Genomic DNA, 25,027 nt, shown 5'->3' with positions numbered 1-25,027 from the left:
GCGGCGGCGGCTGACCGGGAGTGACGACCACAACATAGTGGGGATAATCGGAACCGTCAACACAAGATGCGGCAATCACGACATGCCGCGACGATCAGTCGCAGGATGCCGTGTTGCACCTGCGGCGCCTTGTCGACAGCGCCTGCGTCCCCAGTTCGGTACAACATCAACTTTCCGCGGAACACCGCCCATGCGCGCTGCCCAGTACCCTTCCTTCGGCAACCCGGCCGACGTCCTCGCCATTGCCGATGCCACCCTCCCCGAGCCCGGCCCCGGCGAGGTGCGCATCCGCACCGTGCTGGCCTCGATCCACAATCACGACCTGCTGACCGTGCGCGGCCTCTACGGCTACAAGCCGACACTGCCGGCGATCGGTGGCAGTGAAGCATTGGGCGTGGTCGATGCACTCGGCGAAGGCGTCGACGGCCTGCAGATCGGCCAGCGGGTGGCCGCCGCCTCGGTGCATGGCACCTGGGCCGAAGCGTTCATTGCACCGGCACGCATGGTGATTCCGATGCCCGAGGCGATCCCCGACGAAATGGCCGCGCAGCTGATCGCCATGCCGCTGAGCGCGCTGATGCTGCTGGAATTCCTGCACGTCGAAGCAGGCCAGTGGATCGTGCAGAACACCGCCAACGGCGCGGTGGGCAAGTCGCTGGCGATGCTGGCGCGGGCGCGTGGCGTGCATGTGGCCAACCTGGTGCGCAATGCCGATGCGGTCGCGCAGTTGCAGGCGCTGGGCATCGATCATGTGTTCGACACCTCGGTGGAGGGTTGGAAGGATCGCGTACGTGAAGCGACCGGCGAAGCACAGGCCGCGGCCGCGGTGGATTCCATCGGCGGCGACGCCAGCGGTGACCTGGTCGACCTGCTTGGCCACCACGGCACCCTGGTGTCGTTCGGGGTGATGAGCGGCGAGCCGATGCGCATTCCCGCCGGTGGCCTGATCTACAAGGAGGCCACGGTGAAGGGCTTCTGGGGCAGCAAAGTCAGCCAGGCGATGGCGGTGGAGGACAAGCGCCGGCTGGTCGGCGAGCTGCTGAAGCGTGCGGCCAGCGGCGAACTGACCCTGCCGGTGGAGAAGATCTTCGCACTGGACGACATCGCCCAGGCGGCGAAGGCGGGCGCCGGTTCTGGCCGCAATGGCAAGGTGCTGCTGCGGCCTTGAGGGTAGGACAACCGGGGTCAGATCCCTTTCCGCTGGAAAGGGATCTGACCCCCAGGAGGAGTGCGGACCAACGGTCCGCACCCACCGAGTCAGTTCGTTAAGAACCTGTGATGTATAACTGAATGCGCTTTCGTCATTGGAAGGCGTACTTGCCTGCATGCGGTACTGACGGCTCCTCCCCCGTTCGGCGTTGTCGCTTCCATGTACCGCACCACCCTGAACCTGCTTGCCGGCGCGATCGCGCTGGGCCTCACCGCCGGCGCTGCCGGCGCCGCTGAAACCGCCGATGCCGGCAAGGACAGCACCACCCTGGGCACCGTGCTGGTGACCGGCTCCAACATCAAGCGCAGCGACACCGCCGGGCCGAACCCGGTGCAGATCGTCAGCCGCGAACAGATCGAGCAGACCGGTCGCTCCACCCTCACCGACGTGCTGCGCAACCTGTCGGCCAATGCCGGCAACAGTTTCGACGAGCAGTACACCGGCAGCTTCGCCGCCGGTTCTGCATCGATCGGCCTGCGCGGCCTGTCGCCGAAGAACACGCTGGTGCTGGTCAACGGCTATCGCGTGTCCAACTTCGGCTTCGCGCTCAACACGCAGGACACCTTCGTTGACCTCAACGCGCTGCCGATCAGCGCAGTGGAACGCATCGAAGTGCTGAAGGACGGTGCCTCGGCGGTGTACGGTTCCGATGCCATCGCCGGCGTCATCAACATCATCCTGCGAAAGAACTTCCAGGGCGTGGAAGTCGGCGGCGGCTTCGGTACCGCCACCCAGGGCGGCCTGGACGAACGCAAGGCCATCCTGCTGGCCGGCTTCGGTGACCTCGAACAGCAGGGCTGGAACGTGCTGTTCGGGCTGGACCTGCTCAAGCGTGATCGCCTCGACGCCGACCAGCGTGCCTACACCCGCAGCGGCGATTTCCGCGACAAGCCCGGCGGTCGCCTGGCCGGCTGGTCCACTGCCGGTGGCAACTGGCTGTCCAACCCGCGCGCGCCGCAACCGTTCGCCAGTTGCCCCGAGGGCAGCCAGCTGCGCCCCTACAGCGATTTCGGCAGCACCCTGCCCGGCCAGGCCTGCGCCTTCAACGCGCAGCCGTTCAAGACCCTGCAGCCCGGCGCCGAGCGCCTGCAGGCGTCGTTGAGCGCGACCTACCGCTTCAACGACAGCGTCGAAGCCTTCGCCGATGTGCTGTACAGCCACAACAAGGCCGACCAGATCTTCAGCGCGCCGCTCACCGTTGGCCCTGGCCTTCGTGCCTACAACCCGGCCACCGGCACGCTTATCGACGTGCCGGCGGTGCTGCCGGTGGGCCACCCGAACAACCCGGGCAGCACGCCGCTTCCGTTCGAGTACACCTTCTTCGACCTCGGCCCGCGCCTGAAGGACAACACCCAGGTGTTCTACCGTGCCCTGGCCGGCGTGCGTGGCAGTGGCGAGCGCTGGGACTGGGAAGCGGCGGCGCTGACCTCGCAGAGCGCGCAGCGCGAGTACGTCGACAATTTCGTCAACCGCTACGCGTTCGAACAGATCCTGCGCGATGGCAGCTACAACTTCCTCAATCCGTCCGCCACGCCGGGCGCGTTGGATGCACTGCGCCTGCAGACCAAGCGGCCAGGCTGGTACAAGCTGCACGCGTTGAACGTCAAGGCCTCGACCTCGCTGTGGGACCTCCCGGCCGGTGCGGTCGGCTTCGCCTGGGGTGCCGAGTTCCGCAAGGAGTCACTGGATGCGCGCACCAGTGCACAGGTGCTGTCGGGCACCGAACTGCGCCCGGCCATCAACGTGGTCAACGGCGAGCGCCAGGTCAGCGCCGCCTACGCCGAATTGAGCGTGCCGCTGCACCGCACGCTTGAGCTGCAGGTGGCTGGTCGCGGCGACCACTACGATGATTTCGGCAAGGCGTTCTCGCCGAAGCTGGCGCTGCGCTGGCAGCCGTTGGACAGCCTGCTGCTGCGCGGTTCGTTCTCGCGCGGCTTCCGCGCCCCCTCGCTGCCGGAAATCGCGCCAGGCCAGACCGTCAGCTACGGCTCGGTGATCGATCCGCTGGATCCGCTGCAGCCCGGTGGCAGCCGTGGCGTGACCAACATCCGCACCGGCAACCCGGACCTGAAGGCCGAACGCTCGCGCAACTTCAACGTGGGCGCGGTGTGGTCGCCGGATGGCGATACCAGCATCGGCCTGGACTGGTACCGCATCCAGCAGGACAACCTGGTCAAGCCGGACAGCGCGCAGTTCATCGTCGACAACCCGACGCTGTTCCCCGGGCGTGTACAGCGTGATGCGCAGGGGCGCATCCAGTTCATCACCAACCAGTACGCCAACCAGGGCGAACTGACCACCTCCGGGCTGGACCTGGACGCCAACCACACCTTCCGCACCGAGGGCTGGGGCAACTTCACCGTGGCCGGCAGCTGGACCCACCTGCTGAGCTTCAAGCAACCGCTGGTAGCCGGTCAGGCGCCGTATGAGGGGGCTGGCAACAATCGCCACGGCGCGTTGCCGCGTACGCGCGGCACCACCTCGCTGAACTGGGCGGTGGGCGACTGGAGCAGCACGCTGAGCCTGCAGTACGTGAGCGGCTACGACCAGCGCGTGGCGACGGCCACCAGCAATCCGGGCCTGCGCGACCGCGTCAAGCCGTATCACCAGCTGGACCTGTACGTGGCGTACGAAGGCATTCCCAACACCACGCTGTCGCTGTCGGTGCTGAACCTGACCGACAAGGACCCGCCGTTCGACCCGGCCGGCGGCTCCAACGGTTTCGACATCAGCCAGTACAACCTGCGCGGGCAGTTCGTTTCGCTGGGCGCGCGCTACCGGTTCTGATGCGCCACCTGTAGAGCCGAGCCCGTGCTCGGCTGCTCTTCGGCAACAGGAAGCCGAGCATGGGCTCGGCTCTGCAGGGGTGTGCGGACCAACGGTCCGCACCCACCGCATCACCGGCTCAGGTGCAGGAACTGCAGGTGCCGTTCGTACTGGCTGATGATGTCGTTGATGATCTGCTTGCGGCTGTAGCCGACCAGGTCGTAGTCCTGGCTGCCTTCGAACAGATGCACTTCCGCGCGGTAGTAGCGCTGGTTGCGCAGCTGCTGCGCGGCGAACGACGGGGTCAGGTAGCCACTCAGGATCACCCGGTACAGGAAATCCTGCTGCTCGCCATGGTTCACCGTCAGCTCCATGTCGCCGGCCTCGAAGCGCGTGGCCACGTCCCAGCCCTGCCCGCGCAGCTGTTCGGCCACCGCTTCCATCGCCGGCTTCACCGTGTCATCCATGAAGCGGTAGACCTGGTCGCGCACCGGGAAGTGCATGGCCTGGCTCAGGCGCTGGCGCCAGCCCTGATGGTGGCGATCGTCACCGATCAGCGGCGAGGGCCGGTACTGCAGCGCGCGCTTGCGGTGCGATTCGTCACTGAAGGCGCGGGTCAGGCCCCACATCATCAGCAGCAGCACCGCCGAGAACGGCAGCGAGGCCAATACCACCGCCGATTTCAGTGCATCGATGCTGCCGGCCAGCAGCAGCCCGGCGGTCAGCACCGCGATCACCGTGCCCCAGAACACGCGCAGCCAGCGCGGACCATCATCCTCCGGCGCGCCGCCGTGCGAGGACAGCGTGGACAACACCACCGCCCCCGAATCAGCCGACGTCACGAAGAAGATGAAGCTGACCAGCACGGTCACCGCGATCACCGTGCGGCTCCACGGGTAGCCATCCAGCAGTGCATACAGCACGGTCGGTGGGTCATCCACCGCCAGCTGCGCCAGCTGCTGCTGGCCGTGGTGCAGCACCTGGTCCAGCGCGCTGTTGCCGAAGATCGACAGCCAGGCCAGGGTGAAGCCCAGCGGGATCAGCAGCACGCCGAACACGAATTCGCGGATGGTGCGGCCACGCGAGATGCGCGCGATGAACAGGCCGACGAACGGCGCCCAGCCGATCCACCAGGCCCAGTAGAACACCGTCCAACCGCCCAGCCATTCCGGCCGGCCGCCATAGGCGTACACATCGAAACTCTTGCCGACCACGCTGCCCAGGTAGTCGCCCAGGTTCTGCATCAGCGTACTCAGCAGGTACTGGGTGGGGCCGGCGCACAGCATGAACAGCACCAGCGCGATCGCCAGCAGCATGTTGATGTTGGCCATCCAGCGCACGCCCTTCTCCACGCCTGAAACCGCGACGGCCACCGCCGCGCCCATCATGCTGACCACCAGGATGATCTGCACCAGGTTGGAGTGCGGGATGTTGAACAGGTGCGACAGGCCCGCGTTGAGGTGCAGCACGCCGAAGCCCATGTCGGCGCCGATGCCGAATACGGTGGCGACAATGCCCAGCGCGTCCACGGTGTAGCCGATCGGCCCGTTGATGCGCTTGCCGATCAGCGGATACAGCGCCGAGCGCAGCGCCAGCGGCAGATTGTGGCGATAGGCGAAGTAGGCCATCGCCATCGCTGCGAGTGCGAACACGCCCCAGCCATGCAGGCCCCAGTGCAGGAAGAGCAGCTGCATGGCCTGGCGCGCCCCGGCCTCGCCTGCGGCCGGATCGCCCTGCGGCGGCTGCAGGTAGTGGGTCAGCGGTTCGGAGACGCAGAAGAAGAACAGGGTGATGCTGATGCCGGCGGCGAACAGCATGCCGGCCCAGGAAAGATAGCTGAACTCCGGCTCATCATGGTCGGCGCCGAGCTTGATGCCACCATACTTGGACAGCGCCACACCGACCACGAACACCAGGTACAGGGTCATCGCCAGCAGGTAGTACCAGCCGACATTGAGTGCGGCCCAGTCCTGCGCCTTGACCAGCAGGCGGCCCGCACCGAGCGGAAACAGGCTGACGAACAGCGCGAACGCCACGACAACGATCGCCGCGAAGGCGAACACAGGCCGAAGGGTGCGCACCGGGGATTGTTGCGGCTCCAGTACATCCATGGGGCGGCGTTCTCCGGTAGATCAAAGGGTTAGCCGACCGATTCTGGCTGAACCGCAGTGGACAGAGCATGAAGTTGCGGCCTGTGGTCACAGGCCCCGCCCACCATTCCGTGTTATCACGCGCGCGCCGGAGCGCAACCTTGCCCGCGCGGGCCGCGGCGCGGCCACGCGCATCCTGTCCGATCACGACATTACATGCACCGCACACAGCTTGTTGCCATCCGGGTCACGCAGATAGGCCAGAAACACCTGCCGACCGGACATGTTGCGGACGCCGGGCGGATCTTCGATTGCGGTACCACCGTGAGCCACGCCAGCTTCCTGCCAGGCACGCACGGCCTCTGCACTGCCCAGACTGAAACCGATGGTGCCGCCGTTGGCATGGCACGCTGGCTGCCCATCGATCGGCGCGGTCACGCCGAACATCCGCCCATCCTTGAAGTACAGCAGCCGACCCTTTTCGTCGAACACACCCGGACGTGCCCCCATCGCGGCGAACAGGGCATCGTAGAAGCGATGCGCGACGTCCATGTCGTTCGTTCCAACGGTGATGTGGCTGAACATGCGGGCACTCCTTGTGGAAAGCCGCAGTGTCGGCGAGCGCGGGCGACTTCGCAAATCGCCCGCACCGGTGCCGCCACGCCCGCGAAAAGACCCGTTGCTACTTGGCGGTGCTGAGCAGCAGCACCGCCGCAGTGACCAGACCGATGCCGATCCAACCGATCGGACGCAGGCGGTTGCCGAACAACAGGCGTCCGCAGGTGGCAGTTCCGATCACGCCGATCGCACCCCACATCGCATAGGCGGTGGCCAGGTCCATGTAACGCACCGCCTGGCCCAGCAGGGCGAAGGCGATCCAGACCATGACGATCGCGGCGACACCCCAGCGCCAGCGGCGGAAGCCTTCCGACTTGGCCACCATCATGTTCGCGGCGACATCGATCAGCGCCGAACAGATCACGAAAAACAGAGCCAGGGTATTCATCAGTGTGCCTCCCCGAGGGTGACGCAGACGATGCCCACCACCGCCAGCACCAGGCCGGCCAGCTGCTGCAGTGACAGGCTCTCGCCGAACACGGTGAGGCCGACCACGGTCAGCAGGGTCAGGCCCAGGCCTTCCCACACCGCGTAGGCCACGCCCACCGCGATGCGACGCACCGACTGCGCCAGGAAGAAGTAGGACAGCGCCAGCGCACCGGCCATGATCAGATAACCGGTCCAGCCGCCATCGCGGGCGGCGTGGGCCATGAACGAGGTGCCGACCACTTCGGCGACGATCGCCACGGTCAGGCAGGCCCAGGCGACCAGCGCGCCACGGGCGGGAACAGTACGGGACATGTGAAACTCCTTGCAGGACGGGGACCGCGCCGCCTCATCAATGGATCCACGCCGCGCGTGGAGGGTCCGGAACGCCCCTCGCAGACAGGGGCGACGGGGGTTAGTATCATCGCCTTTTACGGCGGTATCAAAATGGATTCCATCGACAGGAGCGATGGATCAATGCCCTATTCCCCTGAATCCCTACAGGCCTTCGTGGAAGCCGCCGCGCTGGGCTCGTTCTCGGCCGCGGCACGGCGGCTGGGCAAGACCCAGTCGACGGTCAGCACCGCCATTGCCCACCTGGAAGCCGACCTCGGCGTGAGCCTGTTCGACCGCAGCGGGCGCTACCCGCGGCTGACCGAGGCCGGGCGCCAGGTGCTGGGCCACGCAGAGGAGATCCTGGCCGCCGATGCGCGCCTGCAGCAGTTGAGCGTGCGCCTGTCCGCGCCGGTCGAGCCGCGCCTGACCGTGGTGTTTTCCGATGTCTACCAGCTGGATCCGGAGCAGCGGATCCTGCAGCGCTTCGCCGAAGCGTTCCCGGAGATCGAGCTGGAGTGGCTGGATGCCGAAGGCGAGGACGTGCTGGAGCTGGTCGGCAGTGGTCGCGCCGGGCTGGGCCTGCTGCCCAGGCAGGAGCGTTATCCCGATGGGCTGGTGGCGCGGCCGCTGGCGCACCACAGCGAACTGTCGGTGTACGTGGCGCGCGGACACCCGCTGGCCAGCGCCGGGCGTCGCGCCGCCGCACAACTGGCACGGCATCGGCAGGTGCGCCTGAGCGCGGAAGTCGATCAGACCCGCTTGGTCACCGGCCTCGCGTGGACCGCCACCGATTACCTGATGGTGATGGAGATGGCCGAGGACGGCATCGGCTGGGCCGAACTGCCGCGGGCGCTGGTGCAGCGCTATGACCGTGGGCGGCTGGTGGAACTGGTGCTGCCGGGCTGGCCGCGGCGCATCCACAGCGACCTGCTGTGGCGACGCGACACGCCGCCAGGCCCAGCCGCACTCTGGTGGGCCGACGCGTTGGGGTGAAAAAGGGGACGGAGGGGATTAAGTCGTTTGTGCCCCAGTACCGCCGGGGCACAAACGACTTAATCCCCTCCGTCCCCTTTTTATCTGTCAGCGATGGGCGAGCGCGTAATCCAGTGCCGCGCACACCGCTGCCACCTGTGCGTCGTTGCACTGCTGCGGGGTGGCCCGCGGGCTGTCCGGGTAGACCTCGGTGGTGGTGGTGTACTTCGCGCCGGTAATGCCGGCGCACAGGCCCAGCTTCACCAGCGGATACTCGATCACGCCGTGGGCGATCACCGGCGAACCGATGATCTCGCCTTTGTCGTCGGCGGGGGCGATATGGGTGACCTTCTCCACGGCGGCAATGACCGCCTGCTGGAAGGCCGGCTGCGGGGCCTCGCTGTCATCCACCAGGTAGAAGCCATCCGGAATCAGGCCCGGCTCGAACGGCTTGCCGTCACGCGCGGCCAGCGCCGGGCGGAACTCGCTTTCATCACTGTCGGTGGTCTCGTGCAGGTCGATGTGCAGCACGAACTGGCCCTTGATCGGTGCAACCAGCTCGATCAGCGCGGTCGACTCGCGGGCCGGGCCATCGGCGCGGAAGTTGCGGTTCGGGTCGATCGCATCGAAGTTCCAGCGGTTGATGCGCTCGAAGCCCCACGGATTCACGCACGGCGCCACCAGCAGGTTGGCCTTGCCGGCATAGTCGGCGGCGTGCTTTTCGAGGAACTCCAGCGCGCCCATCACGCCACTGGTCTCATAGCCGTGCACGCCACCGGTAACCAGCGCGGCGGGCAGCGCCGGGTTCCAGTCGCGGCTGCGCAGGGCGAACAACGTATAGGTCTCGCCAGCGTAGTCGAGCTGGCCATAGGCCACCTTGTCGAAACGCGAGGCCAGCGCTTCGATGCGCGGCAGCACCTCCTGGTCATAGCGACGCAGGCGCTGCTGGCGACCACGCCACAGCTCCCGTTCCGCCGCTCCCCACGGCTGGCCAGGGGTTCCGACGGGGTAGAAGGCGGCTTGGGACATGGCGGATCTCGGCGAGTCAGGAAGCAATCGCCCACTCTACCACCGGGGCAACGGCATGAACCCGACGCGCATTCCATTGGCGAATGGAATCAGCAATAATTCTCATTTACGACCTTCCACAGCCTGCACCGATGCCCATCCACGCCCTGCAACCGGCCCGCCTGCCCCTGGCCGCCGCCCTCACCCTGTGCCTGCTTCCGGCCGCCAGCGTCTTCGCCCAGGACGGCGCTACCACGCTCGACAGCATCCAGGTCTCTGGCAGCTGGCTGGGTACCGGCCTGCATGACAGCGTGAAGCGCTTCGCCGGCGCGCGCACGGTGGTCGACCGCCAGCGCATCGAGGCCAGCGGCGCGGCCAGCATCGGCGATGCCATGCGCCGCATCCCCGGCGTGCAGGTCACCGACAACTCCGGTACGGCCGGCAGCTCGGTCTCGCTGAACATCGGCGTGCGCGGCCTGACCGGGCGCTACTCGCCACGCTCGACCGTACTGCTGGACGGCGTGCCGCTGGCGGTAGCGCCGTATGGCCAGCCGCAGCTGTCGTTCGCACCGACCAGCCTGTCCAACATCGAATCGATCGACGTGGTGCGCGGCGGCGGCGCGGTGCGCTACGGCCCGCAGAACGTGGGCGGCATCATCAACTTCAGCACCCGCGCCATTCCCACCGAGGCAGGCCTGCACGGTGAGGCCGGCGTGCGCTACACCGCCCATGACCATGGCGGCGGCGACAGTGCCCAGTACAACGCTTTCCTCGGCGGCACCGGCGACAACGGCCTGGGCGCGGCCCTGCTGTACTCCGGCCAGGACGGGCGTGGCTGGCGCCAGGGCAGCGATGACCGCTTCAACGACCTGGCGCTGAAGTTCGCCTATGCCATCGACGCGCAGCAGGAACTGCGTGCCAAGCTGTCGTACTACGATGTGCGCTCGCTGACGCCGGGCGGCCTGACCCGCGCCCAGTACGAGGCCGACCCGTTCCAGAACACCCGCTCCACCGATTTCTGGAAGGGCCACCGCACCGGCATCGACCTGGGCTACACCAACACGCTGTCGGCCAACAGCGAATTCGAGGTGCTGGCCTATTACAACGAAAGCAGCCGCGCCAGCTCGCTGATCAACGCGGCCAATACCCAGTTGACCGTGCAGCCGCGCGATTACCGCGTGCTTGGCATCGAGCCGCGCTATACCCAGCGCCTGCATTGGGGCAGCACGGTGCACGACATCACCGCCGGCTACCGCTTCCTGCGCGAACGGGGCAACGACCGCAGCTACACCGTCAGCCGCCGCACCGGCGTGGCCAGTGCCACCACCCGTTTCGACAACGCGACCGATGCCCATGCGTTCTACATCGACGACCGCATCGCGATCGGCCAGTGGCGGATCACCCCGGGCGTGCGCATGGAATGGATCGACATGGACCGCCGCCAGGCCGGTGGCACGGCGACCTTCAGCAGCCGCAACGACAAGGCCCTGCCCTCGCTCAACATCGCCTACCTGCTGACGCCGCGGCTGACTGTGTTCGGCAACTACACCACCTCGTTCGGGCCGGTGCAGAACATCCAGCTGAATTCCCAGACCGCCAGCAATCCGCTCAAACCGGAAGTGGCAAAGACCGCCGAACTGGGCGCGCGCTGGCAGGACGGTGCATTGCGCGCGGAAGTGACCGTGTTCAAGATGCGCTTCGACAACCAGATCCTGCAGGTGCCGGGCATCACCCCGCCGACCTTCCAGAACATTGGTGCCACCGACCACAAGGGCGTGGAGAGCGCGCTGGAGTACCACTTCGCCCAGGACAGTGCGCTGGCCGGGCTGGAGCTGTACGCCAACTACACCTGGACCCAGGCGATCCAGCAGTCCGGTGACAACCGCGGCCTGGACGTGCCCTTCTACTCGCGCGACACCGACAGCGTCGGCGCCCGCTACGCACTGGCCGGCTGGACCTTCAATGTCTCCAGCACCCACCAGAGCGGCCAGTTCTCCGATGCCGCCAACACCTGGGAAGAAACCGCTGACGCGCGCGTGGGCCGCGTGCCGGGCGTGCGCCTGTGGAACGCGCAGGTGGCCTGGCAGGTGCCGGGGCTGGACGACAGCGAGATCGCGCTGGGCGTGAACAACCTGACCGACAAGCGCTGGTACACCCGCAACGTCGATGGCAACGCCGGCCGCATGGTGGCTGCGCCACGCACCTTCTACGTGCAGGGCCGCTACCGCTTCTGACGCGGTAACCGCCCGATGCAGTGACGGCGGCGACCACGGTGGCGGCGTATCATGCCGCCACCATGTCACTGCCTGTTTCGCCATCGCGCCTGCATCTGGCCTTCCAGGGCCTGCGCCTGCGCCTGCGCGGCAGCGACCTGTGGTTCATCGCGCTTGCCCTGCTGGTCGGCCTGATCGCCGGCTACCTGACCCTGCTGCAGTCCGGCATCGCACGCTGGCTGCAGGGCACCCTGTACGGGCTGGACGACGGCATGCGCCTGAGCTCCCTGCCCGCGCTGACCTGGACCGCACTGCTGGTGCTGCCGCTGGGTGGCCTGCTGGTCGGCCTGGTCAGCCTGGCCGCGACCCGGCTCAAGCGGCCCCTGCTCGATGCGGTCGAAGCCAATGCCCTGCATGGCGGGCGCATGTCGATGCGCGACAACCTCATCGTGCTGACCCAGACCCTGCTGTCCAATGGCTGCGGCGCCTCGGTCGGGCTGGAGGCTTCGTATACGCAGATGGGAGCGGGCAGCGGCTCGCAGCTGGGCCGGGTGATGCGCCTGCGCCGCAACGACGTGCGCATCCTGGTCGGCGCCGGTGCCGCCGGTGCCATCGCGGCCGCCTTCGGGGCGCCACTGGCCGGCGCGTTCTACGCCTTCGAGATCGTCATCGGCGCCTACACCCCGGCCGCACTGGCGCCGGTGGCGGTGGCCGCGCTGGCAGGTGCATTCGTGGCCGACCAGGCCGGCATCGAGCCCTACCTGCTGCCGGCTGCCTCGACGATTGATGTCCGCGCCGCCGACTATGCCATCTACGGCCTGCTTGGCTGCTGCTGCGCGATGGTCGGCATCGCGGTGATGCGGCTGATCGCCTCGATCGAAGGCACGGTCAAGCGCAGCCCGTTGCCGCTGTGGGGCCGGCCGGTGGTCGGCGGCCTGCTGCTGATCCCGCTGGCACTGGCCAGCCCGCAGGTGCTGTCGTCCGGCCATGGCGCACTGCACCTGGACCTGACCACGCACCTGCCGCTGATCTGGATCGGCGGCCTGCTGACCCTGAAGTGCCTGGCCTCGGGCATCTCGCTCGGGTTTGGTTTCCGCGGCGGCCTGTTCTTCGCCTCGTTGTTCATGGGCACCCTGGTCGGCGCCCTGTTCGCCGGCCTGCTGGCGATGGCCACTGGTGTGCCGGTGATCGATGCCACGTCCGCCGCGCTGGCTGGCATGGCAGCGTTGGCCGCCGCCGTGGTCGGCGCACCGATGACCATGGCCATGCTGGTGCTGGAAGGCACCCACGACTTCCTGCTGACCAGCGTGGTGATGAGTGCGGTGCTGGTCTCCAGCACGCTGGTACGGCAGTGGTTCGGTTATTCGTTCTCGACCTGGCGCATGCACCTGCGCGGCGAGACCATCAAGAGCGCACGCGACGTGGGCTGGGTGCAGAACCTCAACGCCGGCCGGCTGATGCGCAAGGGCGTGGCTACCGCGCCGGCCGATCTCGATGCCGCCACGTTCCGCCAGCGCTTCCCGCTGGGTTCGGGCAGCCGGGTGATCCTGATCGACAGCGAAGGCCATTACGCAGGCATCGTGCAGATTCCGCGCGTCTACGGCGACGGCGTGAAGCCGGAGACCATGATCGGCGAGCTGGCCGAGAACCGGGACGTGTCACTGTCACCGGCCGCGGACGTGGTCAGCGTGATGCAGCGCTTCGACCAGACCCAGGCCGATGAACTGGCCGTGGTCGCCGCCGACGGCCAGGTCCTGGGCGTGGTCTCTGAAGCCTTCGTCCGCAAGCGCTACGCCGAGGAACTGGACAAGCGCCAGCGCGAACTGATGGGCGAGCGCGTCGACGACACCGACTGACCCCGCCAAAAGGGGACGGAGGGGATTAAGTCGTTTCTGACACTTTCGAAATCCGCGCATGGCGTGGATCTACTGTCACCTCGACCGGGTAGACTCCGGCCATGCGCTTCATTGAGACCTTCCAGGCCGGTCCCTTCGCCGACACCGTGGTCAGCCTGCTGGCCGCCTTCGTGCTGGGCACGCTGATCGGCGCCGAGCGCCAGTACCGGCAACGCACCGCCGGCCTGCGCACCAACGTGCTGGTGGCAGTGGGCGCCGCCGCCTTCGTCGACCTGGGCATGCGCATCGCCGGCAGCGCCGAGGCGGTACGGGTGATCTCCTACGTGGTCTCCGGTGTCGGCTTCCTCGGCGCCGGCGTGATCATGAAGGAAGGGATGAACGTGCGCGGCCTGAACACCGCCGCCACCCTGTGGTGCTCGGCGGCGGTCGGCAGCTGCACCGGCGCGGACATGCTGGCCGAGGGCGTGCTGCTGACCGTGCTGATCATCGCCGGCAACACGCTGCTGCGGCCGCTGGTGAATGCGATCAACCGCATCCCGATCAACGAGGCGGCGACCGAAGCCACCTACGAAGTGCGCCTGAGCGTGGATGCCGAAGCCGTACCGCGGGTGCGCGAGCGTCTGGTCGATGCGCTGGAGGCCGCGCAGTATCCGGTGGGCGATGTGCAGGTGGTCGAGCATGCCGACGCGCCTACCGACGTGATCGCGGTCCTGGTCAGTACCGCGGTCAGTGCCGACGAGCTGGATCTGGTGCTGGCACGGATGGAGCACGTGCCGGGGGTGCTGCATGCCACGTGGGAAGTCAGCACCCGCGATTGATTCATCCACGCAGGGCGTGGATCTGCCGAGGTCGTGCTGCAGTGGATTCACGCCATGCGTGGATACGCTTCTCTCACCCACCCGCCATGCGCTGCTGTGCCCGCAGCAGCTTCCGGAACGATCCGCACTTCCGGGCATCCTCTGCCTGCGGGCAGGCCGCCGCACGTTGCAGGTGCCGGCGTACCCGTTGCAGCTGGATGATCTGCCGCTGCAGCACATCAGCCTGCGCCAGCAGGGCCTCACGATCCAGCGTAAGGCATCCGCGCTGCGGCGGCAGCGATGCGCCGATCTGCCGCAGCGACAGCCCGGCTGCCTGGCCCAGGCCGATCAGTGCCAGCCGCTCCAGCACCTGCTCGTCGTACTGCCGGCGCAGGCCGCGACGGCCCACTGCCTGCAGCAGCCCAAGCTGTTCGTAGTAACGCAGGGTCGAGGCCGGCACGCCACTGCGCTTGACCACTTCGCCGATATCCAGTTCATGCACGGGCTTGACCTCAAGTGACCTTCAAGCGCCACCCTATGGGCGACTTCCCTGCAAGACAAGACCATGACCCGTACACCCCCCGTTGATCAGAGCGCCCTGTGGAACGGTCCTGGCGGCCAGGTCTGGGTTGCGCAGCAGGCCATTCTCGATAGCCTGTTCCAGCCCATGGCCGACCTGCTGGTGGCCGAACTTCCGGAGACCGTCACGCAACTGCTGGATGTAGGCTGCGGTACCGGTGCCAGCCTGCTGGCATCAGCCGCCGCACGCCCAGCGACACACAGCACCGGCCTGGACATCTCCGCGCCGATGCTGGCGCTGGCCCGCCAGCGCGCCGAGGCTGCGGGACTGGACGCGGACTTCATCGTGGCAAACGCGCAGCGCCATCCTCTGCCGTCCGCGCACTTCGACTGGATCCAGTCGCGGCTGGGCGTGATGTTCTTCGAGGACAGCCAGGCCGCGTTCGCCAACCTGCATCGTGCCGCGACACCCGGCGCTGGGCTGCGCTTCATCGCCTGGCGCAGTGCCGACGAGAATCCATTCATGACCACGGCCGAGCGCGCCATCGGCGATGCACTGGATCTGCCGCCCCGGGTACCCGGCGCGCCGGGACAGTTCGCCTTTGCCGACGGCGGGCAGGTACAGCGGCTTGTGCGGGCCGCTGGTTGGAAGGATGTGGAGGTGGTTGCGGTAGACCTGCCCTGCTCGATCGCCCGCGAAGACCTGCCCACCTATGTCGGCCAGCTGGGCCCGTTGGGGCTGGCCCTGCGCTCAATGCCGGAAGCCCGTGCCGCCGTGCTTCGCCACCAGGCGCTGGCTGCATTCGCGCCGTTCATCGAAGGCGACCGCGTACGCGTGGATGCCGCCTGCTGGCTGGTCCGCGCCCGCGCGTAGGAAAGGGGGACGGAGGGGATTAAGTCGTTCTTGCCCCGCGTGTGCAGGAAACGACTTAATCCCCTCCGTCCCCTTTTTCTTTACAGCGCCTCGCCGGCGTCGGCCAGGCGCGATTCGATCAAGGCGTACCACTGCTGCAGCACGTCGATCAGCATGTCCAGCTCGGCGTCGGTGCGCTGTGCGCGGCCGCTGCGCAGGCAGGCCTGGGCTTCCTGCAGCTGGGCCAGGAACCCTGCCACGGTATCGGCCTGCAGGATCAAGCCGGGCAGGTGCCGGCCCGGGATGCGCACCACGGCATGGTTGCCGAGCTGGCCGTACACGCTGAGCGTAGCTTCCGTCTTCATGGAGAGTGGCAGGAATTGGGCATTCATCGCGTGCACCGTTTGAAGACCTGAGCCGCAGGCAGGCGTGGACGACGGGGGAGACGTTGCCACGCCTGCCGGCGGTCAGGGGGGACTCGGGATGCCGGGGCACAGCCCCGGCGCAGGAGGGTCAACGTGGCTGTGCCATCCCGGCGATCTGCACGCGCCGGTTCGGCGCCAGGCAGGCAATCAGCTCGCGCCGGTTGCGCTGCCCGCACTGCACGATCGGCTCAGCCGCGCCGCGTCCTTCGGCGCTGATGCTGGCCGCAGGCACGCCGCCCTGCACCAGCGCGCTGCGCACGGCCTCGGCGCGGCGCTGCGACAGCGCCTGGTTGTAGCTGGCGCTGCCGATACGGTCGGTATAGCCGGTCACCCTGATCGACTGCACCTGTGCGGCTTCGCGTACCTGCGCCAGGATGCCCTGCACCGCCTGCTGCCCTTCCGCGCTCAGCACCGCGCTGTCGAAGCCGAACAACGCGTCGGCCGACAGCCGCAGCGGCTGTTCCGGCAGCGGTGCCGGTGCCGGTGCCGGCGGGACCGGTGGCCGCGGCGGCTCCAGCACGGCCGCGCACGATTCCGGCTTCCAGTACCCCGCCTGGGCAATGCCCTTGCTGTCAAAGCGGACCTGGAACTGGCAGGTGAAGTACTCCGCACCTTGCGCGGTGCGGAAGTTGAACAGGTAGTTCCACTCGCGCACAGCCCACATGCCTTCATTGAAATGCGGCGTGCCCAGCAGCGTGTACAACTGCCGCTTGCTCATGCCCGGCGCGAAGCGGCGCAGGTCGGCGACGTCCGGATAGATGCCTTCCTTCAACGAGGCCCTGGAGGCCTCCGGGAACTGCACGGCGGTGGCCTCGGCAGGACCGTCGGTGGCCGGCGCATGGCTGCGGCAGGCGGCCAGCAGGCCCATCCCCAGGATCAGGCCCAGCGTAGCGGCATGTTGGCCGGCGCGGGCGATGCGATGCTGTTTCATGTCATTCCCCCTGTAGACGTTTCCGCGATGCCGGGCCGCGGGCGCGGCCCGGCGGCGGGGATCACCACTGGATGCCGGCACCGACGGCCACGCCGGCCTCGCCACGGCTGTTGGTCGAACCGCTGAACTTGTAGATCCAGCGCCCGCCTTCGGAGACACCGGAGATGCCCAGCGCCACGCCCGATTCGCCGTTGTAGCTGCCAGCCGCGATCGAGGCCATGCTGCGGCCCGCCTCGCTGGGCTGCGGCAGCGCTGCGGTGGCCATCGCCGAGGCGATACCGGCCGAAGCACGGTTGTCGGTCTTGCGCAGGTCGCGCTCGAAGCCACCCATGCGCTCGTCGGTGTAGGCCTTGGACCAGTCCAGGGTCTGCGCCATGCCCGACTTCAGCTGATCCACGTTGACCGCGTCGGTACCGGCGGTGCCAGCGGCAACGTTGCGCACCGTGGTCGGGCCGCTGCTGGTGCTGCCCAGGGTGACGCTGTTGTAGTTGGTCGCACCGTTCACCGTGGTGTCGTAGCGGATGGTGCCCTGCTGCGACGCCTGCAGCTGGCGCACGTTGACCGCGTCGGTGGCCTGCGAGCCGTCGGCCACGTTGACCACCTGGCGTTCGGCGCCGCTGGCACCCACCGAGACCGTGTTGGCCCGGTTCGCCACCGAACCTGCACCCAATGCCACCGAGTTGTCGGCCTGCGCCTGTGAACCATTGCCGAGCGCGGTCGAGTTGGCACCGGCGGCAGTGGAGCCTGCACCACCGGCGGCGGAGTTGGCGCCGCTGGCGGACGGATCGGCCAGGTTGTTGGTGTTGTTGGCGCGGAAGCTGCCCGCCACGTTGGTGATGTTCTGGATCTTCTGGTCGGTGTACTTCTTCGACTCGTCGATGGCGTAATTCACGCCGTTCTTCAGCTGGCCGACATTGGTTGCGTCGTAGGTGTCCGAGCCGTCGGCAACGTGGGTGATCTTGCGCTCGCTGCCGCTGCTGCCGACCGAGACCTCACCGGCCGAGTTGCTGGCACCGGTCTGGCCGTAGGCGCCGGTATAGCCGCTCTGTGCGCCAACACTGGCCACCGAACCGGCACCCAGCGCCACGCTGTTGCCGGCACTGCTGCTGGCACCGTTGCCGACCGCCACGCTGTTGGCACCGGCTGCACTGGCCTGCGGGCCGACCGCCACCGCTTCCGCACCGGCCGCGGTGGCTGCGGCCGCCGTCGAGTTCACCGCCAGGTAGGCACTGCCACCGCCACCGTTGGTGATGCGCTGGTTGAGGACCTTCAGCGAGCCATCGACGGCAGTGAAGGCGGCGGTGACGTTGTTGTAATCGCCGCTGGTGAAGGCGCCATCGGTGGCGATGCTGGAAATGCTGAACGTCGGCGCGGTCCACGCGTTGGTGGTGCCGTTGTAGGCAGTGGTGCCGCCGAAGTAGTTGGCGATGGTGCTGTGGGTGCTGAACAGCTGGTCGCCGGTGATGGCGTCGCTGCTGCCGGCCAGGATGCTGCCGGCGGCGACGTTGGTGATCTTCACCGCACCGGTACCGGTGCCCGCCAGCGTCACGCTGTTGAGCACGTTGCCACTGCCGTCGACATCGTATTTCACGGCCAGCTTGTCGATCTCGCCGGTCTGGTCGGCAACGTTGGCCAGCGAGTTGCTGACCGCATCGAAGGCGGTGCCGACGTCGTTGTAGCTGCCCTTGGTCACGGTGCCGTTGGCGGCGACGTTGTTGATCGAGTACGTCGGTGCGGTCAGCACGCCGCTGGCGCTGACCGCAGCACCACCGCCGAGGTGGGTGGCCACAGCCTGGTTGGCGGCGAACAGCTGGGCCCCGTTGATGGCCTCGCTGCTGGTGGCGCTGACCTGGCCCGGGCCGAGATTGCGCAGCGTGGTGGCGGTGCCGGCCTGGCCCAGCGTGGCGCTGGCATAGTTGACGCTGCCATCGGCGTTGAGGTCATAGCGCAGTGCCCCCTGCTCCGAGGCCTGCAGCTGTCCCACGTTGACCGCATCGGTGGCCGCGGTACCGGCCGCCACGTTGATGACCTGACGCTCTGCGCCAGCGGCACCGATGGAAACCGTGTTGGCACGATCGGCAAGGCTTCCCGCACCCACTGCGATGCTGTTGGCTGCCGTCGCCCGCGCATTGGTGCCGACCGCGATCGAATCGGCGCCGCTGGCCACGGCCTCGGTACCGGTCGAGTTCACCCGCAGGTACTTGGTACCGCCGTTGCGGATATCGATGATCTGCGTGTTGAGGTTGACCAGCGAACCATCCACCGCCGCGAAGGCATCGGTGGCGTTGGTGTACAGGCCCTGGGCGATGGCGCCGGTGGTGGAGATCGTGCTGATCTCGAACAGCGGTGCGGTGAAGATGCCGCTGGCCGGGTCAAAGGCTGCACGACCACCGAAGAAGCTGGCGATCGCGCTGTTCGTTGCCGCCAGCTGGCCACCGTTGACGGCCTCGAGGCTGCCCGCGGTGACCGCACCGGCGGCGAGATTGCCGATGGTGGTGGTGCCGGTGCCTGCGCCGAGGGTGACCCGTCGATAGTTCGGATTGCCGCCGGCGTCCAGATCGTAGGTCACCGCAGCATCCGCCACGCCGTTGATCAGGCTGATCGCGCCCTTCAACTGCGCCACGTTGACCGCGTCGGTGTTGCCGCTGCCCGCAGCCACGTTGGTGATCTGGCGCTCGCCCCCACCGGCGGTGCCCACCGATACTTCACCGGCCGAGACCTGCGGCGCCGTGAGGCCGTAGGCACTGTAGCTGGCCTGCGCGCCACGCAGTGCGGCCGAGCGGTAGCCCAGCGCGACCGAGTTGGCCTGGTTGGAGGTGGACTCGGCACCCAGCAGGGTCTGCCCGTTGGCGGTGCCGACGGCACTGTCGCCGACGATCACCGAATGGCCCATGCGCGCGGCATAGTCGGCCGTCGGCACGCCGGTCGGGTTGCTGGGATCGTTCACGCCATCACCGGGGAAGGCGACATTGGCATCGACCTTCGGCAGTTCATGCCGTGCGTTGGCACCGATCACCACTTCCTTCGAGCCGTTGGCGAAGGCGCCGTCACCCATCAGCACCTGGTAGTCCTGCGCCGCGTTGACGGCCCAGCAGGAGATGTCGGCCAGCGCGATGTCCAGGCACTTGGCCGCCCACGCCGGCGAATCGGTCGGCAGAAGAAGGCCCAGCAGGCCACCGGGATTGCCGTTGTTGATGTTGTAGATATAGCTGTCGGAGGTGACGCCACCGATCAGGGTCAGGTGCGAGCTGCCGCCCGTGGCGGCGCCACCCAGGCCGTTGAGCGTGCTGCCGACCGGTGACAGGTTGACCACCGGCAGGCCCAGCACATTGACCGTCGAATAGGTCTGCATGACGTTGGCGTTGCTCAGCTTGAGATTGCCGTTGCTGACGTAACCATCGCCGCCGAACAGGCTGGTGGTGGTCGGCCCGATCAGCTGGCCGACATTGCCGACCAGGCCACCGGTGCCGATGATCAGGCCGGCATTCGGGTCGGCCGGCGCCGGTGCCTTCGGGCTGGTCGGCGGGATCGCCGACGGCTGGGTCAGGCCGAGACTGCCGAGCGTGCCACCCACCAGGCCACCGACGGCGCTGCCCAGGTTGCCGACGGTGCCATTGAGATTGCCGTTGAGCAGGTTGCCCACCGCGCTGCCGACGTTGCCCAGCGTGCTTCCCAGCACGCCGCCCAGGCCTGTGCCCGGGCTACCGGTGGTGCCGTTGAGAATGCCGCCCACTGCACCACCGACCGTGCCGACGGTATTGCTAAGCGTGCCGCCCACCGCGCTGCCAACCTGGCCGACGGTGCCGTTCAGAGCGCCACCCACCGCACTGCCGACGGTACCGTTCAATGCGCCACCGACTGCGCCCACCGTGTTGTTGAGCGTGCCGCCCACTGCACCGCCGACCTGGCCGACGGTGCCGTTCAGAGCGCCACCCACCGCACTGCCGACGGTACCGACAGTGCCGTTCAGAGCGCCACCCACGGCGCCGCCGACTTGGCCAACCGCGCCATTGAGCGCACCACCCACTGCACTGCCGACGGTACCGACAGTGCCGTTCAGTGCGCTGCCCACAGCACCACCGACCGCACCGACCGAGTTGTTGAGCGCGCCGCCCACTGCACTGCCAACAGTGCCGACAGTACCGTTCAGAGCACCGCCAACTGCACCACCGACTGCGCCGACCGTGTTGTTGAGCGTGCCACCCACTGCGCCGCCGACCTGGCCAACGGTGCCGTTCAGAGCTCCGCCCACCGCACCGCCGACGGTACCGACGGTGCCGTTCAGTGCGCCGCCAACTGTGCCGACCGTGCCGTTCAGAGCACCGCCAACTGCACCACCGACTGCGCCGACCGTGTTGTTGAGCGTACCGCCCACTGCGCTGCCGACCTGGCCAACGGTGCCGTTCAGAGCGCCACCCACGGCGCCGCCGACCGCACCGACCGTGTTGTTGAGCGCGCCGCTCACGGCGCCGCCAACTGTGCCTGCCGTGCCGTTCAGTGCACCGCCAACTGCACCACCGACCACGCCGACTGTGTTGTTGAGCGTGCCGCCCACTGCACCGCCGACCGCGCCGACTGTGCCGTTGAGTGCACCGCCCACTGCGCCACCGACTGTTCCGACAGTACCGTTCAGAGCGCCGCCCACTGCGCCACCGACCGTGCCTACCGTGCCGTTCAGTGCACCGCCAACCGCACCACCGACTGCGCCCACCGCGTTGTTGAGCGTGCCACCCACTGCACCGCCGACCGCGCCGACTGTGCCGTTGAGTGCACCGCCCACTGCGCCACCGACTGTTCCGACAGTATCGTTCAGAGCGCCGCCCACTGCACCGCCAACCGTGCCAACGGTGCCGTTCAGCGCACCACCCACCGTGCTACCGACCGCACCCGCGGCACCGTGAAGCGTCCCGCCGACCGCATCCACTGCTCCGCCCACCAGACCGCCGACGCCCAGCGCGCTGTGCTGCGCGGCTACGGTTGCCTGCCCGGCCAGCTTCAGGTTGCGATCGGCGACTACTTCCTGGCCGTCCGGCGCCTGCACGCGCACCTTGCCCGCGGCGCCGGCATCGAACGCGGCACTGATGGCGCGATCATGCGTGTCACCCGGCAGTTCCTCCTTGGCCGGCAGCGTGACCGCCGCCGTCGCCCGGGCCTGGCCCTGCCCCTCGATGTGATGGCCAGCCACCGCCAGATGCGCGTCGGTGTCGCCGTCGACAGAGGCCTTCAGGGACGAACCGCTGAGGCCCGCTGCCGCCCGGGCACCCGAATCGATCGAAGCGACCTGATGGCCAGCGATGCCGACCTTGGCCCTGGCGCGCGCATCGGCAGCGACGCCCAGCGGCGCCTGCGCGCCCGGCGCAACGTGCGCTGCCAGCGATGCATCCACCTGTGCCGCCTTGATCGCAGTGTTGCCCAGGCCGACAGTGGCGCGTACATCGGCCGCCAGCGCCGGCACGGCCACCTGCTTCGGCGTGGTGTTCGCTGCCAGCTTCACCTGTACGGCGGCCGGCAATACGTCACGCACCACCGGCAGCGATGTGGTGTTCAACTGCAGGCCCAGGCGAGCGTCCGCACTGATCGCGGGGCTGCTCTGCGCCTGTCGCGCGGCGGCAGCCAAGGCCACTTCCGCATCGACCTTGACCGGCATCGGCTGCGCATACTTCGCCGCAAGCGCTTGCAGGTCGCGCAGCGACTGATTGGTTTCCGATGCCCCTGCGTGGCCGCTGGCCAGCGCGCACAGCAGTGCCAGGGCCAGCGCGGTGGGCATCAGCAAGAAGGCGCGCGGATCGCGTGCGGCGCCGCCGCCGCTGTCGCCGGTGGCCAGTTCCGAGGCCACAACCAGAGCATTGAGCTGGCGGTTCCATACACGCCGGTAGATGCGGTTCATGAGCATTTCCCCCGTAGGCGAACAACTGGAATGTCAGTGGACTTGCCGTTAGGCAGGTGACTGACATTTCAGCGGTTGCAACGGTGGCGGCGCACTTCAATCCGGCACGGCAATCGCGCATTCCGGCAAATCCACGGCCGGAATCGGCAGCCGTTTATGCAGAAGCGGCAACATGATCGGCAAGCGGATGTGCAATTCCGGCACGAATGCCGCGAAAACCCTTGCGGGGCTTGGCTCAGGCCGGCTGGCCGATCTGCGCGGGCGCGCGCATCAGGGTATCGCGCGGCAGTTCGCCGAATACCTTGCGGTAATTGTCGGCGAAGCGCGAAAGATCCCACAGGCCGCAGCTGAGGGCGATGGCTTTCACCGAGCGACGGCTGGAATCGGCCATCGACAGGCTGCGGCAGGCCGCGCACAGGCGCAGCATGGAGAGATACCGGTTGGGCGAGGTTCCAAACAGGTCCTCGAACGCATAACGCAGGCCGCGCTCGCTGACCCCAGCCGCATCGCAGATTTCATTCATGTAGATATTGCGGCGCAGGTTGAGCCGCATGAAGTTCTCTGCCCGCTGTGCGATCAGATAATGCGTACGCCGTGCACGGCTGCAACCCGGGCGATCCGCCGCACCGGCACCCAGAAGGGCCTGCACATGCTCGTGCAGCAGGGTTTCAGTTTCTTCCGGCTGCAGGCCTGCACCCTGCCCCAGCTGCAGGTGCAGCTGCTGGTAGTGGCGTGCCAACGGCGTGCCTTCGCTGGCCAGATTGAACAGTGACAGTGCCTGGCCAGCGGGAGGCGTGCTGCGCAGGCTCAGTTCGGTCAGCTTGCGCTGCACCCGTGCCACCGGCAGCAGCATCAGGGTCATGTGCGTGCCTGGGCTCAGGGTGAACTCACTGATGCCTTCCGGCATGATCGTCAACGCCATCCCCGGCGTGAGCGGTACGCCATGGCACCAGCTCAGCGTCTCATCGGTGGCGTGCAGGTACCCGAGCATCGCCCAGTCCGGCGGCAGCATGAAACGGCCGCGGCAGTGGAAACCGCAGCTGATGCTGCAGAACAGGGCTTCCTCGTGCACGCGCGAAGCGAATGCCGCACGTGGCCCATTGCCATCGAGCAGCAGCAGTTCGACATCACAGACACGAAGCACGCCGCTCAGCGTGGCCAGGTCTATCGACCGCAGGCCGCTGTCGCCGCTGTCTCCTACCCCACCATCGACCATGACAGTGTTGTCCCCCGTTGATCCGCCATGCGATGCGGCCCCCACTGCCTGACAGGGCGCGCAGCGATCCAGAAACCACTTCCGTTGTCGCGCAGGCGGCATCGGCTCCGATGCGGCCAACCATGGAAATGCAACAGCTTGAATGGGAGTATGCCCGATAATCGGCGAAGGTAAACCCGCGGGCTGCAATGAAGAAAAAAGATACACAGATGAAGAAAATGTCGGCGCCATTGGCACGATCCTCGCATGCGCCGGAAAATGGAAATCACATAATCTGCACGACCATGAATCGTTTTGGCTTCGAACGGATTCTCGTCACAGAAACGACCTGAAAGTTTCAGCATCGCGGGGTTTCTGCCGAATTTGCATATAGGTTCCTGTTGCAGCCAACTTCCATTCAGGCAAAGTCGATAGCACGGTGATCCGGCCAACTGATCCGGCCGCACCCAGGGGGACAGCATGACCACGCACGCATCATTGGATGCCTCGACCACCGGCCCCGGGCCGAGCGGTCGCGACCGTGCGGCTGGCGGCCTGCCTGGAGACGATCACCCTGCTTGAGCACAGCGGGCCCATCCCGCCGTGCCTCCTCCGCCAGGACGCGCGGAGGCCCACGGACGATCCCGGCGGAGCCGGGCCACCGCCCAACGCAGGTGTACTGCATCCGCAGACAGGTAGAGGGAGACATTGGTCATGAACGCATCGATCCGCAAATTCCTGAAGGAAGAAGACGGTGTCACCGCGCTCGAGTACGGGCTGCTGGCTGCCGTCATCGCTGGTGTCCTGATCGCGGTCGGCAACGACCAGATCAAGGGGTTCTTCGAAACGCTGTTCAAGAACCTCTCCGCACTGGCCACCAAGGCGTCGGGCTCGACGACCTGAGCGGCGACCGCGCGCGGCCGGC

At 67.5% G+C, this 25,027-nt stretch carries 18 protein-coding genes; 8 read left to right on the top strand and 10 right to left on the bottom strand.

What is annotated here, in order from left to right:
- Positions 1–190: 190 nt before the first annotated feature.
- Together J3A72_RS11725 and J3A72_RS11720 are read left to right on the top strand one after the other, a co-directional pair.
- Positions 191–1,168, top strand: a complete 978-nt coding sequence (locus J3A72_RS11725; RefSeq protein ID WP_075077108.1) for a zinc-binding dehydrogenase — start codon at positions 191–193, stop codon at positions 1,166–1,168.
- A 201-nt stretch (positions 1,169–1,369) separates the two neighbouring features.
- Positions 1,370–3,997 carry a TonB-dependent receptor gene (locus J3A72_RS11720; RefSeq protein WP_075077107.1) on the top strand — a complete coding sequence of 876 codons (2,628 nt, stop codon included), beginning with the start codon at positions 1,370–1,372 and terminating at the stop codon, positions 3,995–3,997.
- Positions 3,998–4,107: 110 nt separating this feature from the next.
- Here the strand turns inward: J3A72_RS11720 and betT are convergent, their stop codons facing one another.
- From betT to J3A72_RS11700, 4 genes are all read right to left on the bottom strand, one after another.
- Positions 4,108–6,087, bottom strand: a complete 1,980-nt coding sequence (gene betT, locus J3A72_RS11715) for a choline BCCT transporter BetT (RefSeq protein ID WP_014647441.1) — start codon at positions 6,085–6,087, stop codon at positions 4,108–4,110.
- A gap of 183 nt (positions 6,088–6,270) precedes the next feature.
- On the bottom strand, positions 6,271–6,651 hold the full coding sequence (locus J3A72_RS11710; protein ID WP_046431075.1) for a VOC family protein: 381 nt from the start codon (positions 6,649–6,651) through the stop codon (positions 6,271–6,273).
- A 97-nt stretch (positions 6,652–6,748) separates the two neighbouring features.
- The gene (locus tag J3A72_RS11705) at positions 6,749–7,072 is read right to left on the bottom strand and encodes an SMR family transporter (protein ID WP_014647443.1); all 324 of its coding nucleotides are present in this window, start codon (positions 7,070–7,072) and stop codon (positions 6,749–6,751) included.
- Entirely contained in the window at positions 7,072–7,425 is a 354-nt protein-coding gene (locus tag J3A72_RS11700; RefSeq protein ID WP_010485170.1) for an SMR family transporter, read from the bottom strand. Before J3A72_RS11700 ends, J3A72_RS11705 begins: the two co-directional genes overlap by 1 nt.
- A gap of 162 nt (positions 7,426–7,587) precedes the next feature.
- Between J3A72_RS11700 and J3A72_RS11695 the strand changes: the two genes are divergently transcribed.
- Positions 7,588–8,439, top strand: a complete 852-nt coding sequence (locus J3A72_RS11695; RefSeq protein ID WP_075077106.1) for a LysR family transcriptional regulator — start codon at positions 7,588–7,590, stop codon at positions 8,437–8,439.
- An 87-nt stretch (positions 8,440–8,526) separates the two neighbouring features.
- Here the strand turns inward: J3A72_RS11695 and J3A72_RS11690 are convergent, their stop codons facing one another.
- Positions 8,527–9,447 carry a M14 family metallocarboxypeptidase gene (locus J3A72_RS11690; RefSeq protein ID WP_046431082.1) on the bottom strand — a complete coding sequence of 307 codons (921 nt, stop codon included), beginning with the start codon at positions 9,445–9,447 and terminating at the stop codon, positions 8,527–8,529.
- Between the two features lie 131 nt (positions 9,448–9,578).
- Here J3A72_RS11690 and J3A72_RS11685 point away from each other — a divergent pair, with 131 nt between their 5' ends.
- The 3 genes from J3A72_RS11685 (at position 9,579) to J3A72_RS11675 (ending at position 14,313) form a co-directional block, all read left to right on the top strand.
- Positions 9,579–11,660 carry a TonB-dependent siderophore receptor gene (locus tag J3A72_RS11685; RefSeq protein WP_075077105.1) on the top strand — a complete coding sequence of 694 codons (2,082 nt, stop codon included), beginning with the start codon at positions 9,579–9,581 and terminating at the stop codon, positions 11,658–11,660.
- Between the two features lie 62 nt (positions 11,661–11,722).
- Complete coding sequence (locus J3A72_RS11680) at positions 11,723–13,495, top strand: chloride channel protein (protein ID WP_075077104.1); 1,773 nt, start codon at positions 11,723–11,725, stop codon at positions 13,493–13,495.
- Positions 13,496–13,596: 101 nt separating this feature from the next.
- Positions 13,597–14,313 carry an MgtC/SapB family protein gene (locus J3A72_RS11675; RefSeq protein WP_014647448.1) on the top strand — a complete coding sequence of 239 codons (717 nt, stop codon included), beginning with the start codon at positions 13,597–13,599 and terminating at the stop codon, positions 14,311–14,313.
- A gap of 73 nt (positions 14,314–14,386) precedes the next feature.
- Here J3A72_RS11675 and J3A72_RS11670 read toward each other — a convergent pair whose 3' ends face one another.
- Entirely contained in the window at positions 14,387–14,794 is a 408-nt protein-coding gene (locus tag J3A72_RS11670; protein WP_075077103.1) for a MerR family transcriptional regulator, read from the bottom strand.
- Positions 14,795–14,857: 63 nt separating this feature from the next.
- Between J3A72_RS11670 and J3A72_RS11665 the strand changes: the two genes are divergently transcribed.
- The gene (locus J3A72_RS11665; protein ID WP_209572021.1) at positions 14,858–15,685 is read left to right on the top strand and encodes a class I SAM-dependent methyltransferase; all 828 of its coding nucleotides are present in this window, start codon (positions 14,858–14,860) and stop codon (positions 15,683–15,685) included.
- Positions 15,686–15,765: 80 nt separating this feature from the next.
- Here J3A72_RS11665 and J3A72_RS11660 read toward each other — a convergent pair whose 3' ends face one another.
- The 4 genes from J3A72_RS11660 to J3A72_RS11645 all read right to left on the bottom strand — a co-directional run bounded on the left by J3A72_RS11660 (position 15,766) and on the right by J3A72_RS11645 (position 24,123).
- Entirely contained in the window at positions 15,766–16,029 is a 264-nt protein-coding gene (locus J3A72_RS11660; RefSeq protein ID WP_230374615.1) for a hypothetical protein, read from the bottom strand.
- A gap of 148 nt (positions 16,030–16,177) precedes the next feature.
- Positions 16,178–17,020, bottom strand: a complete 843-nt coding sequence (locus J3A72_RS11655) for an OmpA family protein (RefSeq protein WP_075077100.1) — start codon at positions 17,018–17,020, stop codon at positions 16,178–16,180.
- 61 nt (positions 17,021–17,081) lie between these two features.
- The gene (locus J3A72_RS11650; RefSeq protein ID WP_075077099.1) at positions 17,082–22,907 is read right to left on the bottom strand and encodes an ESPR-type extended signal peptide-containing protein; all 5,826 of its coding nucleotides are present in this window, start codon (positions 22,905–22,907) and stop codon (positions 17,082–17,084) included.
- Between the two features lie 235 nt (positions 22,908–23,142).
- Positions 23,143–24,123, bottom strand: coding sequence for a helix-turn-helix transcriptional regulator (locus J3A72_RS11645; protein ID WP_032962548.1), 981 nt, complete (start codon positions 24,121–24,123; stop codon positions 23,143–23,145).
- 693 nt (positions 24,124–24,816) lie between these two features.
- Here J3A72_RS11645 and J3A72_RS11640 point away from each other — a divergent pair.
- Positions 24,817–25,005 (top strand): Flp family type IVb pilin, encoded by a 189-nt coding sequence (locus tag J3A72_RS11640; protein WP_005416979.1) that lies wholly within the window; start codon positions 24,817–24,819, stop codon positions 25,003–25,005.
- The last annotated feature ends 22 nt before the right edge of the window (positions 25,006–25,027 follow it).

Origin of the sequence: Stenotrophomonas sp. PvP093 (assembly GCF_017876915.1) — a bacterium.
GTDB lineage: Bacteria > Pseudomonadota > Gammaproteobacteria > Xanthomonadales > Xanthomonadaceae > Stenotrophomonas > Stenotrophomonas muris.
This window is presented reverse-complemented; position numbering and strand designations above follow the sequence as displayed.